15 protein-coding genes are annotated in these 16,020 nt (G+C 69.2%); 10 read left to right on the top strand and 5 right to left on the bottom strand.

Going from position 1 to position 16,020, the window contains the following annotated elements; all coding sequences use genetic code 11:
• Positions 1 to 22: 22 nt before the first annotated feature.
• Positions 23 to 757 carry an SDR family oxidoreductase gene (locus ABD156_RS39380; RefSeq protein WP_344286131.1) on the bottom strand — a complete coding sequence of 245 codons (735 nt, stop codon included), beginning with the start codon at positions 755 to 757 and terminating at the stop codon, positions 23 to 25.
• Positions 758 to 891: 134 nt separating this feature from the next.
• On the opposite strand from ABD156_RS39380, the gene ABD156_RS39375 reads away from it, so the two are divergent.
• The 5 genes from ABD156_RS39375 to ABD156_RS39355 all read left to right on the top strand — a co-directional run bounded on the left by ABD156_RS39375 (position 892) and on the right by ABD156_RS39355 (position 4,050).
• Positions 892 to 1,758 (top strand): RNA polymerase sigma-70 factor, encoded by an 867-nt coding sequence (locus ABD156_RS39375; RefSeq protein WP_344286130.1) that lies wholly within the window; start codon positions 892 to 894, stop codon positions 1,756 to 1,758.
• 20 nt (positions 1,759 to 1,778) lie between these two features.
• Positions 1,779 to 2,141, top strand: coding sequence for a DUF5313 family protein (locus ABD156_RS39370; RefSeq protein WP_344286129.1), 363 nt, complete (start codon positions 1,779 to 1,781; stop codon positions 2,139 to 2,141).
• A gap of 42 nt (positions 2,142 to 2,183) precedes the next feature.
• Positions 2,184 to 2,540 carry a metalloregulator ArsR/SmtB family transcription factor gene (locus tag ABD156_RS39365; protein WP_344286128.1) on the top strand — a complete coding sequence of 119 codons (357 nt, stop codon included), beginning with the start codon at positions 2,184 to 2,186 and terminating at the stop codon, positions 2,538 to 2,540.
• Positions 2,537 to 3,040 (top strand): SRPBCC family protein, encoded by a 504-nt coding sequence (locus ABD156_RS39360; protein ID WP_344286127.1) that lies wholly within the window; start codon positions 2,537 to 2,539, stop codon positions 3,038 to 3,040. Before ABD156_RS39365 ends, ABD156_RS39360 begins: the two co-directional genes overlap by 4 nt.
• A gap of 212 nt (positions 3,041 to 3,252) precedes the next feature.
• Positions 3,253 to 4,050, top strand: a complete 798-nt coding sequence (locus tag ABD156_RS39355; RefSeq protein ID WP_344286126.1) for a sigma-70 family RNA polymerase sigma factor — start codon at positions 3,253 to 3,255, stop codon at positions 4,048 to 4,050.
• A 103-nt stretch (positions 4,051 to 4,153) separates the two neighbouring features.
• Here ABD156_RS39355 and ABD156_RS39350 read toward each other — a convergent pair whose 3' ends face one another.
• Complete coding sequence (locus ABD156_RS39350) at positions 4,154 to 4,876, bottom strand: TetR/AcrR family transcriptional regulator (protein WP_344286125.1); 723 nt, start codon at positions 4,874 to 4,876, stop codon at positions 4,154 to 4,156.
• A 52-nt stretch (positions 4,877 to 4,928) separates the two neighbouring features.
• On the opposite strand from ABD156_RS39350, the gene ABD156_RS39345 reads away from it, so the two are divergent.
• Together ABD156_RS39345 and ABD156_RS39340 are read left to right on the top strand one after the other, a co-directional pair.
• Positions 4,929 to 6,359, top strand: coding sequence for an MFS transporter (locus ABD156_RS39345; RefSeq protein ID WP_344286124.1), 1,431 nt, complete (start codon positions 4,929 to 4,931; stop codon positions 6,357 to 6,359).
• Between the two features lie 20 nt (positions 6,360 to 6,379).
• Positions 6,380 to 7,147 carry an SDR family NAD(P)-dependent oxidoreductase gene (locus tag ABD156_RS39340; RefSeq protein WP_344286123.1) on the top strand — a complete coding sequence of 256 codons (768 nt, stop codon included), beginning with the start codon at positions 6,380 to 6,382 and terminating at the stop codon, positions 7,145 to 7,147.
• A 175-nt stretch (positions 7,148 to 7,322) separates the two neighbouring features.
• Here the strand turns inward: ABD156_RS39340 and ABD156_RS39335 are convergent, their stop codons facing one another.
• Positions 7,323 to 8,648: an IniB N-terminal domain-containing protein gene (locus tag ABD156_RS39335; RefSeq protein ID WP_344286122.1), complete on the bottom strand. Its 1,326-nt coding sequence runs from the start codon at positions 8,646 to 8,648 to the stop codon at positions 7,323 to 7,325.
• Between the two features lie 779 nt (positions 8,649 to 9,427).
• On the bottom strand, positions 9,428 to 12,868 hold the full coding sequence (locus ABD156_RS39330; RefSeq protein ID WP_344286121.1) for an indolepyruvate ferredoxin oxidoreductase family protein: 3,441 nt from the start codon (positions 12,866 to 12,868) through the stop codon (positions 9,428 to 9,430).
• A gap of 174 nt (positions 12,869 to 13,042) precedes the next feature.
• Here ABD156_RS39330 and ABD156_RS39325 point away from each other — a divergent pair, with 174 nt between their 5' ends.
• Both ABD156_RS39325 and ABD156_RS39320 read left to right on the top strand, forming a co-directional pair.
• Complete coding sequence (locus ABD156_RS39325) at positions 13,043 to 13,501, top strand: Lrp/AsnC family transcriptional regulator (protein ID WP_344286120.1); 459 nt, start codon at positions 13,043 to 13,045, stop codon at positions 13,499 to 13,501.
• 82 nt (positions 13,502 to 13,583) lie between these two features.
• Entirely contained in the window at positions 13,584 to 14,207 is a 624-nt protein-coding gene (locus ABD156_RS39320) for a cupin domain-containing protein (protein ID WP_344286119.1), read from the top strand.
• Here ABD156_RS39320 and ABD156_RS39315 read toward each other — a convergent pair.
• Complete coding sequence (locus tag ABD156_RS39315; protein WP_344286118.1) at positions 14,204 to 14,812, bottom strand: acetate uptake transporter; 609 nt, start codon at positions 14,810 to 14,812, stop codon at positions 14,204 to 14,206. The genes ABD156_RS39320 and ABD156_RS39315 overlap by 4 nt on opposite strands.
• 288 nt (positions 14,813 to 15,100) lie before the next feature.
• On the opposite strand from ABD156_RS39315, the gene mftR reads away from it, so the two are divergent.
• Complete coding sequence (gene mftR / locus ABD156_RS39310; RefSeq protein ID WP_344286117.1) at positions 15,101 to 15,739, top strand: mycofactocin system transcriptional regulator; 639 nt, start codon at positions 15,101 to 15,103, stop codon at positions 15,737 to 15,739.
• The last annotated feature ends 281 nt before the right edge of the window (positions 15,740 to 16,020 follow it).

Below are 16,020 nucleotides of genomic sequence, written 5' to 3'. Positions count from 1 at the left end.
CCCCCCCCGCCACTCACGACCTTCACCGGCCCAGCCACTCCGCGAGCCCGACCTTGCCCCGCCACGCACCTTCCGCCGGAACCAGGCTGTCCTTGCCCAGCACCGTCCCGAAGTACTTCGCGTCCGGGTCGGTCACCACCTCGCGCGGGTCCTTCCGCGCGGTCAGCACCCGCCGGATCCACTCGTCCATCGGCAGCACGTCCGGACCGCCGATCTCGACGATCCCGCCGACCGCCGGCTCGCCCGCCGCCCGCGCGACCGCCACCGCGACGTCCTCCGCGGCGATCGGCTGCGCGCCGCCGTCGGAAAGCCGGACCACGCCGTCGACCGTCGAGGTGTCCGCGATCGCGACCGCGAACTCCAGGAACTGCGTCGCGCGCACGATCGTGTAGTTCAGCCCGCTGTCCTCGATCAGCTTCTCCTGCGCGGCCTTCGCCCGCAGGTAACCGGAATCCGGCAGCTCGTCCGCGCCCACGACGGACAGCGCCACGAAGTGCCCGACCCCGGCCTCGCGCGCGGCCCGCACCAGATTCCCGGTCGAGCGCTGGAAGAACTCCATGACGTCGTCGTCCGCGAACGACGGTGAATTCGACACGTCCACCAGCACGTCAGCGCCCCGCAGCACGCCGGACAGCCCTTCGCCGGTCAGCGTGTTCACGCCGGTGCTCGGCGCGGCCGCCACGACCTCGTGCCCCTCAAGCAGGTGCACGACCTGCGAACCGATCCGCCCGGTCCCGCCGATCACGACGATCTTCATGCTCGTTCCCTCCGTTTCCGCCGCGACGGCCGCCGCGAGCGTCGCCAGTCAGGACCGGACAGCGCGCCGATTTGTGACACCCCTGCCCGCTAAGCTCGCGAATGCCCGCCGGAGGAGGAAGGAACACGCCGCAGATGGAGGAACTCGCCGAGGCCGCCTCGGTGTTCGCGCAGGTCCGGCCGCGGCTGTTCGGAATCGCCTACCGGATGCTCGGCAGCGTCGCCGACGCCGAAGACCTCCTGCAGGACGTCTGGCTGCGCTGGCAGACCTGCGACCGCTCGGCCGTCCGCAACCCGGGCGCGTTCCTCGCCACCACCACGACCCGGCTGGCCATCACCGCGAGCCAGACCGCACGCGTGCGGCACGAAACCTACGTCGGTCCCTGGCTTCCCGAGCCGATCGACACCTCCGCCGACCCGGCGCTCGGCGCCGAGCGGGGCGCAGCGCTCGAGGTCGCCGTGTTGTTCCTGCTGGAGAAGCTGCCGCCGACGGAACGCGCCGCGTACGTGCTGCGCGAGGCGTTTGACTACCCGTACCAGCAGATCGCCGACATCGTGCAGACCACCGAGGTGAGCGCGCGCCAGTTGGTCAGCCGTGCGCGCAAACACCTCGCCGCGGAACGCCGGACGCCTGTCGAACCGTCGGAACAGCGGCGGTTGCTCACCGCGTTCGTGGACGCCGCGCGCACCGGCGACCTCGCGACGCTGGAGAAATTGCTCGCCGAGGACGTCGTCAGCTACTCCGACGGCGGCGGCGCGGTCCGCGCGACGCGGATTCCAGTGGTCGGCGCGGTCACGGTGGCGAAGTACGTCCGCGCGTTCGCCGGCCGCTTCTGGCCCGGCACCGAGGTGGGCTGGAGCGACGTCAACGGCCAGCCCGCGGCGGTGGTGAGCCACAGCGGGGCGGTGATCGCGGTGCTCACCGTGTCCGCGTCGGCCGAGGGCATCGACCGGCTGTTCTGGCTGATGAACCCGGCCAAGCTCGGGGCGTATACCGCCTGAGCACGGGGTACCCGGCGGGCATGAAGCGTCCCGGCCCGGTGCGCTGGCTGCACTACGTGTACGGCGGGGTACTCCCCGACGAGTACCGCGAGTGGGTGCTGCACGACGCGACCGCGAAAACCTGGGTGCTGCGCTTCGCGTTCCGGATCTTCGTCGAGGCGCTTCCCTGGCTGATCGCGGGCTACGTCGTGCTCAGCCTGGTCACGCCGATGCCCGCCGGAATGATCATCGCCGCGCTGCTGATCAGCCTGCTGCTGAGCCTGTTCCTCACCGTCACCAGCGCCGACGAACTCGCCGAGGTCCGGCTCGCCAAGCACGGTTTCCCGCCCGGCGCGGGGAAAGCGGTCCGGAAACGCCGCGGCGGTGCGTCGACCTGGCCGTGACGTGCTTGCCGAAAGCGTAACCGCCGGGTTACGCTTCTGCTCGTGGATCTGGTCGCCAACGCGATCGCCGACCCGGTGCGGCGGGACATTCTGACGCTCCTGCGGCAGCAGCGGCTGCCCGCCGGGGAGATCGCCGCGCGCTTCGACATCAGCCGGCCCGCGGTGTCGCGGCATCTGCGCGTGCTCCGCGAAAGCGGGCTGGTGCGCGACGAACTCGTGGGCAGGCAACGGTTTTACGCGCTCGACCCGCGGGGATTCGCCGAACTCACCGCCTGGCTCACCCAGCTTGTCGCGCCGCCGGCGTGGCAGCAGCGGCTCGACGCACTGGAGACCGAGGTCCACCGCACCCGTCGCGAACGCCGCAGGGATACCGCTTCCGGAGAGGAAAACACCGCATGAAACCCGTGCCCACCGCCAGAGCGCACCGCCTCGCCGACAGCATCGACCTGGTCCTGCCGCGCACTTTCCGCGCGCCGATCGACGACGTGTGGGCCGCGATCACCGAGCCCGAACGCACCGCGCGCTGGTTCGGCCCCTGGAAGGGCGACGGGACACCCGGTCGGATGATCCAGGTCCAGATGGTGTTCGAGGAAGAGGAGCCCTGGATGGATCTTCGGATCGACGCCTGCGAGCCGCCGCACCGCTTGGCTGTTTCGTCAACCGACGAATCCGGCGCGTGGCGGATGGAGCTGCGGCTCGAGTCCCGAGGCGCGGCAACGGAACTGCAGCTGGTGCACCACCTGGACTCGGCGGACAAGATCCCGGAAGCAGGCCCCGGCTGGGAGTACTACCTCGACATGTTCGCCGCCGCCTTCGACGGCACGCCGAGGCCCCACTTCGCCGATTACCACCCGGCGATGACGCCCTATTTCACCGAATTGGCCGGAAAGTTTTCCTGACCCCGCGTCAATAGTCCACTTCGGACAGTCGGCGGCCGAACGAAATCCCCTTGAGCAGCCAAGACTTCCCCGGATGGCTGACAGCGGCGGCCGAACCCGAATCGCGCGGCCGACTGCCCGATCCCCGCCGCCATATGGAGTACACTGCTGTACCAGTTACTTTCAGTAGTCCCGCGTGACGAGGTGTGGGCCAGTCCGGTGGGAGGTGCACGGTGGAGACGACGCTGGGCAGCACTCTGGTCACCGATGCGCGAGAGGACGAGCGCAGCGACGCCGAACTTCTCGCCGCCGTACGCGCCGGGGATTGCCAGGCAGGCGGCGAATTGTTCCGGCGGCACGTCACGCTGATGCGCCGCGTCGCCGCCGGTTTGGTGCGCCAGCAGGCCGAACGCGACGACCTGGTCGCCGAAGCCTTCGCCCGCGTGCTCAGCACGGTCGCGGCAGGCGGCGGCCCGGAATCCAACGCGCCCGCGTATCTCGTGGCCACTATGCGAAACCTGTTCGCCCGGTGGAGTCGCCACGAAAATCGCATCGATCTCTATGCGACTGTTCCGGAACCCGTAACTCTCGACGGCGGCGCTGACGAACTCGCCGTGATGCGCTCGGAAGACCGACTGGTGTGGTCGGCCTACCGAACCCTGCCCGGCCGCTGGCGGACAGTGTTGTGGCGCATGTCCGCCGAGGGCGACACTCCGGCGGAACTCGCCCCGGTGCTCGGCGTTTCGCCGAACGGCGTCGCCGTGCTCGCCCGCCGAGCCCGCGAAGGACTGCGGCAGGCGTACCTGCAAGTCCAGGTGCCGGACGCGAAATTGCCGCAGTGCCAAGAAGTCCGCCGCCGGATGGGCGCATGGCTGCGCGGCACCCTGCCCGCCCGCCGGGCCGGAGTCCTCGCCGGACACTTGGCCGTCTGCGAACCGTGCCACGCGGTCGCCGCCGAACTCGCCGAGGTCAACCGCGAACTGCCGCGCATGACCGGCTGCTGCGATCCGGCAATCCCAGAACCCCGCTAACCGAACGCCATACGCGGCCTGGCCGTAGCCCTTTGACAAGACGTCCGTGAGGGGAACCCTGAGGGACTCTGATTCCGTCAGGGTTCCCCTCACGGATCTTTCGCTATCCCGAAGCCTCGCCGGCCAGGTTCCGCGTGATCAGGTTGACCATGAAGTCGAACCGGTCATGCCCGGCGCCGGATGTCAGCTCCGCCGCGTATTGGCGGGTGCGCGGGAACTTCTCCTCCGGCAGCCCGGCGAACCGCTCGACCAGCTCCTCCCGGCTGAGCACCCACTCGCCGCCGTGCTGCTGCCGTTGCCGGACCAGTGAAACCTCCCAGGCGTACGCGGTCACGTAGAGCGTCAACGAATCCAGCGCCCACGCGGCAGTCTGCGGTTCGACGCCGCCGGCCAGCAGAATCGCCAGGATCCCTTCGCTGATCCGCAGCGTTTCGAGGTGCGTCGGAACCATCGCGAGCGCGGCGCGGGACACCCCGGGGTACTTCAGGTACAGGTCGCGGATCTGCCCGTAGACCTCCAGAACCTGCTGCCGCCAGGTCGCCGGGTCCGGTTCGGGCAGTTCGACCTGAGCGCAGAGCCTGCCGATGAGCAGATCGTCGAGATCCTCTTTGTTGACGATGTGCGCGTACAGCGACGACGGCCCGGTGCCGAGCACCGCAGTGACCCGGCGGACGGTCAGCGCGTCATACCCCTCGGTGGCGACGACCTGCAGCGCGGCGTCGGTGATCCGGTCGACCGTGATGGGTTCTTTCCGCGGTTTCGGCGCGATTTCGGAGCCGGTGGACACGTGCCGGGCGGCACGACGCTCTCGGGGATCAGCGGGCATGTCCGCCACTATAGCTTGACACGAACTTAGTTCGTCATCTAGAACTTAGTTCGTGACTACTGAACTTAGTTCGTCCCCGCGCGCCGAGCCGCTTCCGCTGGCCAAGGCGTGGCTGGTGCTGGTCGTCGTGGTGATCGCCGACCTGATGGACCTCATCGACACCAGCGTCGCCGCCCTCGCCGGCCCCTCGATCCGCTCCGACCTCGGCGGCGGGCCGGTGACCCTGCAGTGGGTCCTGTCGGCCTACACCGCCGCGTTCGCGCTCGGCCTCGTGACGTCCGGCCGCCTCGGCGACCTGCTCGGCCGCCGCAGGCTGTTCCTGTTCGGCATGACCGGCTTCACCCTCGCGTCGCTGGCCTGCGGCCTCGCGCCCAGCCCCGGGTTCCTGATCGGGGCCCGCGTGTTCCAGGGCCTGTTCGGCGCGGCGATGATCCCGCAGGGCATCGCGCTGGTGAAGGTCGTCTTCCCGCCCGATCAGCTGCGCAAAGCCCTGATGCCGTTCGGCCCGATCATGGGCCTGGCCACCGTCGCCGGCCCGATTCTCGCCGGCTGGCTGCTGCACCTGAACCTCTTCGGCAGCGAATGGCGCTCGATCTTCCTGATCAACGTCCCGTTCGGCATCCTCGCCGGACTGCTCGCCCTGCGCGTGCTGCCGCGACACAGCGGCGAAGACCGCGGCGCCCGCCTCGACCTGCGCGGCGTCGGCCTGCTCACCGCCGCGTCAGCGCTGCTCATCGTGCCGCTCATCCAAGGCCGCGAGCTCGGCTGGCCCGTGTGGACGTATGTGCTGATGGCCGCCGGTGTCGTCGCCTTCGTGCTGTTCGCCAGGTCCGAACGCCGCAGCAGCCACCCGGTCATCGCGCCGTCGCTGTTTTCCAAGCGCGGCTTCGTGTTCGGCCTGTTGATCACCGGCGGGTTTTACGCCTCGCTCAGCGGATTCGTGCTGGTCGTGAACCTGCTGCTGCAGTCCGGTCTCGGCTGGACGCCGCTGCAGTCCGGATTCGCCCTGCTCCCCTGGGCCGCCGGCACCGCGATCGCGACCCTGTTGTCCGGTGCCGTACTCGCCGCGAAACTCGGCCGTGCTTCGCTCCACTTAGGACTCGCCATCGCCGTCGCCGGCCTGCTCGTCCTGTGGTGGTCGATCGCGCACTGGGGCGCCGCCATCACCATCTGGCAGCTCGCCCCCGCGCTGTTCGTCACCGGTGCCGGTTCCGGATTGCTGTTCATTCCGCTCTTCGATTTCATCCTCGGCGACGCGACGCCCGAAGAAGTCGGCAGTGGTTCCGGAATGCTCAACGCCGCCCAGCAATTCGCCGGAGCCATCGGTGTCGCCGCGCTCGGAACGGTGTTTTTCGCCCGCGTCGGACCGTCCGCCGCGCCGTCCTGGATCCCTGCCGCGGAACTGGTTTTTGGCATCTGCGCCGGCCTGTACCTCGTGGCGCTGGCCCTCGTCGGATTCCTTCCGAAGCATTCCGCCCAATAACCCGTGAAATGAGTATCGCAGTGCCTAAAACCGCCCTGATCACCGGAACCAGCCGCGCCGCCGGACTCGGATCCGCCATCGCCCGGCTGCTGTCCGAACAGGACTATCACGTCATCCTCACCGCTCGCGACCTGTCCCGAGCCGAATCCCTCGCCGCGCGCCTCCCGAACGCCACCGCGGTGCGGCTCGACCTCGCCGATCTCGCCACCATGACCGCCGCCGCCGACTACGTCGCCGCCTCCTTCGGCCACCTCGACGTGCTGGTCAACAACGCCAGCGACGTCGTCGATTTCGCCACGCTGTCCGCGCTCGACGCCGACCTGGCCGCCGTCCAGTCCGCATTGGACATTGACGTCCTCGGCCCGTGGCAGCTGACGCAGTTGCTGCTGCCGCTGCTGAAAGCCGCACCGGCGGCGCGGATCGTCAATGTTTCCAGCGTTTCCGCGCTGCAGATTTCCACCGGACTCAACCTCGGCGCGAGCCTGCGCGCCCCGGCGCATTCCTTCGCCAAGCACGCGCTGAACACCCTGACCGGCGTGCTCGCCTCGGCGCTGCGCGACACCCCGATCCTCGTCAACGCCGTCGATCCGGGAGAAACGGCCACCCATCCCGAACGCGGCGGCGAGGACACTGCCCGCCCCGCACTCGAAAGCGCCCGCGGCGTGGTGTGGGCCGCGACGCTCCCGCCCGACGGCCCGACCGGCGGTCTCTTCCTCGACGGCCAGCCGCTGTTGTCCTTACTGCCGGACACCGAGAAGATCGCCGAACAACCCTTGGTGCACCAGTGATTCTGCCCTCGCTGCACGACGCAAAGCACACCGGCCGCCCAGCACGCGACGTCGTGCGGACCGCTCTCGCCCGACGGCCAGCCATCGCGGTCCTTGCCGCCCGGCACAAAAACACCGCGGGCCCAGACCGTAACCGGTCCAGGCCCGCGGCGGGAAAGCCCTTGCTACGCCAGGATCAGTGACCCAGGTGCAGGCTGTCCAGGTGCACGTTGCTCGCGTGCGACTCGAGGCCGCCCGCGACGTCGTGCAGGTGGTTCTGGACCTCGTTGAGCGGCGCGGCGTGCGCGGCGTCCGGCAGCTCGCCGGTCGTCGCGTGCTGGGTGCCGGTCTCGACGGCGTCCTGGACCGTGCTCGTGACGTGCTGCGCGGCCGCGTTGACGGCCGGCGCGTGCGCGGTCGCACCCTCGATGGCGTGGGTCAGCGAACCCGCGTTCGGGGCGGCCGGGAGCGACGGCAGCTCCGGAGCGTGCGGCAGCTCGCCGACGCCCGGGACCGACGGGGCCTGCGGCAGCGCGCCGACACCCGGGACCTGCGGCAGCGCGCCGACGCCCGGCACCTGCGGCAGCTCGCCCGCGCCCGGCACCGCCGGAACGCCCGGGACCGCCGGGAGGCCCGGAACCGCGCCCGCGGCGTGGTCCAGCGTGCCGGACAGGTCGCCGGCCGAGGTCAGGTCGCCGGTGGCGTTGGTCAGGTCGGCGCGGAGGTCGCCGTGCTCGCCCACCGGGGTCGAGCCGATCGCCTCGTTGACGGTGCCCAGCAGGTGCGAGCCGCCCTGGCGGACGTCCTCGACGACGCCGCTGACCGGGCCGCCGACGCCGGGGATCTTCGCGGTCTCGGAGACCACGGCCTTCCACGTCAGCGCGTCGCCGAGGTGGTTGGTGGTGGCGTCGACCGCGGAGCCGACGAGCTTGCCGTCGAAGACGTGCTCGCCCACCGCGTTGACGGTGTTCTGGGTGTCGATCGCGGCGGCGTCGAGGATCGGGCCGACGACCGGGATCGGGTGCGTCGCGCCGGCGACGTGGTCCAGCACGCCGGAGACCGCGCCCAGGGTGCCGTGGGTGACGGTGTTCAGGCCGGTCGCGTCGGCGACGTTGCTGACGCCCTCGAAGACCGGGCTGAGGTTCGGCAGCGCGCCGGCCAGGCCGCCGAGGCCGTCGCCGACCTGGTGCGCGACCGGCTCGGCGGCGGCGTCGGCCTTGTCGAAGGCGCCGGCCAGGTCAGCCGACGGAACGCTCGGCGCGGCGGGCACGCCCGGCACGGCCGGGATGCTCGGGGCAGCCGGGACGCCCGGCACCGCGGGAACGGCCGGGACGGCGGGAGCGGCGGGCAGCGGGGCGCTGTCCATGACCAGCGGCATGATGTCCTGCACGTCCGACGGGTTCAGCTCGCTGAGACCGGCGCCGTTCAGCACGCCTTGCGGGTCAGCTTTGTAGTCCGCCATCGACTGCGGGTCGTTCAGCAGGTTCAGCGCGAATTCGTGCAGCGTCTGCACCGGGCCCATAGTTCGTATTCTCCTGTGGTGACAACGGATCGGGGTGGGGTGTCCGAGAAACGGACGAGCCGGCCCCAGAGCCGGCTCCTTTTCCGAACATAGGACTCCGCCGATTGCCCGCCATCGGGGGGTCACCCGGGTTAGCCGGGGCACCCACTAGGGACTTTATCGATCCCCCGATTAGGGGCATTAGGGGATTCGGCGCGTCTGCACTGGTCACAGGCCTGCCCGCGGAGCACCCCGCCGAGCGCCGCCCACCCCACCGATCGGGGGACGGACGCGGGTCGCCCGGAGAGGTTCGCCAGGACCACCCATTGGTGTGACACCTACAAGGCTTTTCAGGCAGGGCCGGGCTCGACGGGGCGGCCGAAACGGCGGGGAGAGCGGGTTCGCTCGTGTTCTCGCCGTTTTTCGACATCGCACGGAACGGGAGCGCGGAATGCGCGTTGAATGGGGTTTCGCGGGGTTGATCTCGCTTCGATCGGTGGAGTTCTTCGCGGAATCCGCCGCTGGGCGTGCGGCAAAGCTCTCTCCGGTGGTGCAACCGGACGGCAGGCCTAAGCGGCCGGAGCCTCAGTCAGGAGCGCCCCGCGCTGATTCCGGCGGAGGCTCGCCCGAACCCGACACAGTCGCCGAACCGAAGCAACCACCGCCGCGGCGACACCACCCCGTCCCCGCGGCGGGCTCCTGGTCCCCTCAGGCAGTCGCGACCCGCACCGAACCCAGCGGCCCAACCTCCCCCAAAGCTGCTGCGGAACAAACCCGCCCCGCAGCAGCCCGGGCTCACCTCAAGCAGTCGCGACCCGCACCGAGTCAGGCATCTCCAGTTCCTTCAGCAGCTCCTCCTGCCGCCTCCGGTAGGCCGCCACGTTGGCCAGCTTGATCTCCTCGTACCCGCGCACCGAGTCCGGCAGCGCGGCGAGTTCGACCAGCCTGGCGTCGCCGCGGTCGGCGACCTCGAGGGCGCGCGTCAGCGCCTGCCGGTACTCCCCGATCAGCGCCCGCTCGACCCGGCGGACCTCCGCGCGGCCGAACGGGTCCAGCTTCGTCCCGCGAAGCTTGCGCATCGCCTTCAGCGCCGCGAACGCGGGCCGGACGCTGCGGCCGCCGAGGCTGATCTTGCGGTTCATGCCCAGCGCGCGCAGCACCGGCGGGTGCAGCCGGTGCGCGAATCGCGTGCCGACGCCGAACTGGGCTTCGATTTCCGCGGTCAGCTGCGGGTCCAGCGACAGCCGCGCCACCTCGTACTCGTCCTTGTAGGCCATGAGCTTGTAGAGGTTCCGCGCGACTGCCTCGGTCACCGAAGCGCTGGCGCGCGTGCGGATCCGCTCGACGAACTCCGCATACTGCCGCGCGTACCGCTCGTCCTGGTAGGCGATGAGGTCCGGAATACGCAGATCGAGCACCCGGGCGAGTTCGCCGTCGGCCCGCACCAGCTCGCGCACCCGGCGGACCGCTTCCGCGTCCACTGCGGCCGGGGCCTCCGACGACGACGGCGAGAGTTCCGCGTCGAGCGCGTCCGGGTCGGCGACCAGCTGCCTGCCGCGCCGGAACGCCTGCAGGTTCGTCTCCACCGCGGTCCCGTTGATCTTGATGGCCTGTTCCAGGCTTTCCGCGGTTACCGCCAGCGAGCCGGTCTGGTAGGCCGCGCCGAGCTGCAGGATGTTGGCGAACTGGTCGTCGCCGAAGATCTGCTCCGCGAGACCGCGCGCGTCGAGGTAGTGCCCGGCGGCGGTCGCGTCGCCGAGCGCGCCGCGGATGCTCGACTGGTCCGGGTACGAAACTTCCTTGTCCACCACCATTCGTCCGGTCGGAACCTCCGAAGTGGACACGACGGCGACCGTCCGCCCGGCGTCGGCCACGCCGAGGTACGCCGGGTCGGCGGCGACCAGCGCGTCACACGCGAGGTAGAGGTCGCACTCGCCGTTGGCGAGTTTCGGAGCCTGCTCAACGGCGCCGGTGGAGATCTTCACGTCCGAGACGACCGCGCCGCCCTTCTGCGCGAGGCCGGTCTGGTCGAGGGTGCGCACCTGCTTGCCGTCGAGAACCCCAGCGACACCAAGGATTTGCGCCACGGTGACCACGCCGGTGCCGCCGATGCCGGTGATCCGCACAGCGACGTCAGACAGGGTCTTCTCCGGCTCCGGCAGGACGTCCGCGCTGATCGGGGCCAGATGCCGACGCTTGACCTCGCCGGTCGGGACGACGGTCAGGAACGACGGGCAGTCGCCGTCGAGGCACGAGTAGTCGACGTTGCACGAAGCCTGGTGGATCTGGGTTTTACGGCCGAACTCGGTCTCAACCGGTTGCACCGAAAGACAATTCGACTTCACGCCACAGTCGCCGCAGCCTTCGCAGACACGCTCGTTCACGAACACCTTGCGCGCAGGCGTTTCCTGCTTCCCGCGACGCCGCTTGCGCCGCTTCTCCGCCGCGCATTCCTGCTCGTGAATCAGCACCGTGACACCGCGATGCGCCGCCAGTTCTTCTTGCGTACGAAGAAGTTCCGACCGATCACGCACCTCGACCCCGCGCGGCAGCTTGCGCTTCCGCAGCCGACGCGGCGCGTCCGAGGTGATGACGACCTTCGCCGCGCCCTCGGTCAGCAGCAGCGCAGCGACCTTCTCCACGGACAGCCCGCCGACAGCGTCCTGGCCGCCGGTCATCGCGACCGCGGAGTTGTAGAGCAGCTTGTACGTGATGTCGACGCCCGCCGCGACCGCCGCGCGCACCGCGAGACTGCCGGAGTGCATGAACGTGCCGTCGCCGATGTTCTGCATCAGGTGCGGCGTCTCGACGAACGGGGCCATGCCGATCCACTGCGCGCCCTCGCCGCCCATCTGGGTCAGCCCGACGACCTCGCCGACCTGCTCCGGCTCCATGAACAAAGCCATGGTGTGGCAACCGATTCCGGCGCCGACGAGCGTGCCGTCCGGGACCTTGGTGGACGAGTTGTGCGGGCAGCCGGAGCAGAAGTACGGCGTGCGAGCCAGCAGCGGCACCGAAATCCGCTCCCGACGACGCCGCTGTTTCCACGCCGCGACAGGTTCCGCGTCCGGCAGGCGCTTGGCCAGACCGCTGGCGATGCGGTCCGGGTCCAGCTCGCCGAGTTCGGTGAACAGCACCTGGCCGCGCTCATCGGACTTGCCGTACACCCGCGGCGCGCCGGTGCGGCCGTAGAGGATCTCCTTGATCGCCGGTTCGACCAGCGCGCGCTTCTCCTCGATCACCAGGATTTCGTCGAGGCCCTCGGCGAATTCCTTGATGATGCCCGGTTCGACCGGGTACACGACGCCGAGCTTCAGCAGCCGGATGCCGTAGCGGGACAGTTCGGACTCGTCGAGACCCAGCATCCGCAGCGCCTGCCGAAGGTCCAAATAGGACTTCCCGGCGGTGACGATGCCGACCCGGTCGTCCGGTCCGGATCGGACGATCCGGTTGATTCCGCTGGCGCGCACGTATTCCATCGCGAGCGGCAGCCGGACGCGGTGCAGGCTGTGCTCGAGCGTGATCAGCTCCGGCCCGAGAAGACGGCTGTTCGGCTGGTGCTTGTACGCGCCCTCGGGCATTTCCGGCGCGGTCCATTCCGAATCGACCAGCGCGGTGCCGCCGGAGTCGGCGACGTTCGCGACGATCTTCATCGACGACCACAGCCCGCTCGCGCGGGAAAGTTCGACCGCGTGCCTGCCGTGCTCCAGCACGTCCTGCGCGTCGGCCGGGAAGAACACCGGCATCGCGAGGTCGGCGAGCGCGTGCTCGGACGCACACGGGATGGTCGAGGATTTCGCATTGGGGTCGTCGCCGACCAGCGCGACCGCGCCGCCGCGCGGATCGGTGCCGGCGAGGTTCGCGTGCCGCAGCGCGTCAGTGGCCCGGTCCAGGCCCGGGGCCTTGCCATACCACATGCCGACGACGCCGTCGGGGCGCATCGTGCCTGCTCGGGCGGCCAGCTGGCTGCCCATGACCGCGGTCGCGCCGAGTTCCTCGTTGACGCCCGGCTTGTGCACGATGTTGTGCTCGGCCAGCAAACCGGATCGCCGCGCCAGCTCCAGGTCGAACCCGCCGAGCGGCGAGCCCTGGTACCCGGACACGAAGGCCGCCGAGTCCGCGCCGTTTTCGCGGTCCAGCCGGATCCGGTCGAGCAGGACGCGCACCAGCGCCTGCACCCCGGTCAAGTAGACAGTGCCCGCTTCGCGCACGTACCGGTCTTCCAACGTGAAGGCGTTCATCCGCACTTCCCTTCCGCACGCCATCAGCCCACGGGCACCCGCCGTTGGGACGTGAGCCACCTCACCCCACCCCTGAGCCCGGGCGCAACGTGCCCGGCCACTGTAGTGGCAAGGACGCAAAGGATGACGCGCGAGAGGGCGGATCGGGCAGATCTGTTGCGTACGATGCCGCTCATGGCCGAAGAACTGCTGGACGCGACCGACCACGAAATCATCGCGTTGCTCCGCGAGGACGCCCGGCGCACGTTCTCGGACATCGCCGGGCGGGTCTCGCTCTCCACCGCGGCGGTGAAGCGGCGCGTCGACCGGCTCCGGGAGAAGGGCGTGATCACCGGCTTCACCGTGCAGGTCGACCACGCGAAACTCGGCTGGGGCATCGAGGCGTTCGCGCAGCTGAGGTTCTTCGGCAGCACGAACGTGTCCGAGATCGTGGAGACCACCACGCGGATCCCGGAGGCGCAGGCGGTGTTCACCATCGCCGGCGACCCGGACGCGGTGGTGTGGCTGCGCAGCCGCGACATGGCGCACCTGCAGAGCACGATCGACGAACTGCGGCGCAGCCACCGGATCACCAGCACGCGGACCCTGATCGTGCTCGACTCATGGGTGCGCGGCGAGGACCGGCCGGAGTGACCTTCGGGCAGCATCGGGGCGATCCGGTTGCCGTCCGGTTTCGTGCGTCGGCATGGTCGAGGTGACGCTTCGAAGGGATGCCATGCCGAGCCACACCGCGACTTTTTCTCCCGCAGGCTGGACCGAGGCCGGATCCGGGGTCTGGACGAAAGACCTGCTGCAGTCCCCTGGCGACTCGTTCACGCTGGTCCGGCTGGGCGTCGGGGCGGCGCTGCCCGATCCCGGCGACCGGGTGTTGGTGCTGGAAGGCACTCTCGCGCACCATCGCGCCGGTGCTTACCTCGCCGCTGACGGCGCACTGTCCAGCCCGGACGGCTGTCTCGCGCTGAGCATCAGCGGCGAGCGGCTCGGGGAACCGGCCGAGGACGTGTTCGGGCCTTCCGGCTGGCAGAAATCGAGTCCCGGGCTGTGGTTCCGGCTGCTGCTCGACGTGGCGTTTGACGAGACTTTCGACGAACGCGTCGTCGGACTGTCCTATTTCGAGCCGGGGTCGTTCTCGGCGCGGCACCCGCATCCGACCCAGCACCGGTTTCTGTTCCTGGACGGGGAAGCCGACGACGAACTGGTCTTCCCGGACGGCAGCCGGGTCACGGCTCGCCGCGCTCGCGGCGACTTCGTGGACTATCCCGCCCAGGTCGAGCACCAGACGTTCAGCCGCGGCGGCTGCCTGATCCTGTTCCTGCACGAACCCGCTGAGCGTTCTTAGCGCTTGCCGATCGGCCCGGTCGGAAGCAACGTGCGGCCCGCGGTGGCGTTGGTGACGACGGCGAACGAGCCGTACCAGGCGACGACCGCGGTCGCCAGTCCGAGCCAGCCGCCGATTTTGCCCGCGCCTTCCGCGCCGCCCAGTTCGCCGATGGTGAGGAAGAGGAAGGTCAGGAACAACAGGACGAAGACTCCAATGAGGACGGCGTTGGTGCGCAACGACGCGATCATCATGTAGCCGGTGAAGATGGTGAACACCAACAGGAACATCCCGGTCGCGGTCGCCGCGTCGGCGGGCGGGATCTTCGGCGCGAACTGCCAGACGTAGAAGGCGAATGCCAGCCAGAACGCACCGTAGGTGCCGAACGCCGTGGCGCCGAAGGTGTTGTTCTTGCGGAATTCCCACATTCCGGCCAGGAGCTGGGCCAGGCCGCCGTAGAACAGGGCCAGTGGCAGGACTACGGGCTCGACGGCTTTGGGGATCAGGCCCGCGTTGACCGCGCTCAGGACGAAGGTGGTGGCGGCGAAGCCTGCCAGGCCAAGAGGGCCGGGATCGGCGATGGCCGCGGTCGCGGGCGAGGCCGGGCGAGCGGCTGTTTCACTCATCGGATCCTCGATTCTGCATTCGCTTCTGCTGCGGCAGGATCTTCACATCTGACACCTGTCGCAACAGACTTGCCCACTGTCCATCCGGTCCCTCTTTCGAGTGGTCCGGCGCGGAATCGGGAATGCGGTTTATTTCGGACTTAGCGGGTTGCATCGCGCATTCTTCGGGTATTCGACAGTCCATTGTGGATTGGGTTTAGCGGTGCCGGGGCGGGCCGCAGGTGCCGCGAGGCGTCGGCGGGCGAGTACTGTCACCCGGTGACAGAAGCGTCCGTGGGAGGGGGAGGCATGCCTGCTGATCCGGTCGGCAAGGCTCGGCCTCGACGTGGTCGGCCTCGGGGGACCAGTGCGCGGCAACTGGAGGAGATCGCGCTGCGACTGTTCACTGAGCAGGGGTTTCACGAGACGACGGTGGATCAGATCGCGGCTGTGGCTGGGGTTAGCCGGCGGACGTTCTTTCGATACTACGACGCCAAGTCCGACGTGTTGTGGAACGAGTTCGACTCCGAGGTGGAGACGATCCGGGAGTTGCTCGCTGGTTCTCCGGAGGATCTTCCCGTGCTGGAGGCGGTTCGGCGGGCGGTGCTGGCGGCCAATCATTATCGGGCCGAGGATGTGCCTGAGTTGCGGATGCGGATGAATCTGCTCAGCACCGTGGCGGAGTTGGCGGCTAGTGCTACTCGGCATTATGACGCTTGGGAGCGGGCTGTGATCAGTTTTGTGGCTCGGCGAACTGGACAGGCTGAGGATTCGCTGTATCCGCTTGCGGTGGGGCGGGCGGTGCTGGCTACTTGCCGGGCTGCTTATGAGCGGTGGTCGGCTCGGGCTGATGCTGATTTGACGGTGTATTTGGATGCCGGGTTGCGGGCGTTGGCTGCTGGGTTCGCCGATGAGGTGATTGTTGGGGAGCCGGAGGGGGTTGTTTGAGGTTCGGCTCGTCGCCTGGCGGCGACCTTGCCTTGGTGGTTGCGTGGGGCACCCCGAAGCTTGATTGTGATGACGGTCTGAGGGTGGTTGTCAAGGCTGGAAAGATGCCTTGACAACCACCCTCAGACCGCATTTTGGCTTCGTATCGGGGTGCGGGGGTGGTGTGGGTGCACCTCGAGTTGGGTGCATCGGCTGCGGTTTCGTGGGTGGCGGGGCTAACGCCCCAATGGGGGTTTTTCATCTTGGTTTGTGCTGGTCATGGTGGGTTGACCGGGTGTGGT

Origin of the sequence: Amycolatopsis albidoflavus (assembly GCF_039525725.1) — a bacterium.
Lineage (GTDB): Bacteria > Actinomycetota > Actinomycetes > Mycobacteriales > Pseudonocardiaceae > Amycolatopsis > Amycolatopsis albidoflava.
The sequence above is the reverse complement of the archived record's forward strand: the minus strand, read 5'-3'. Positions and strand labels throughout refer to the sequence as shown.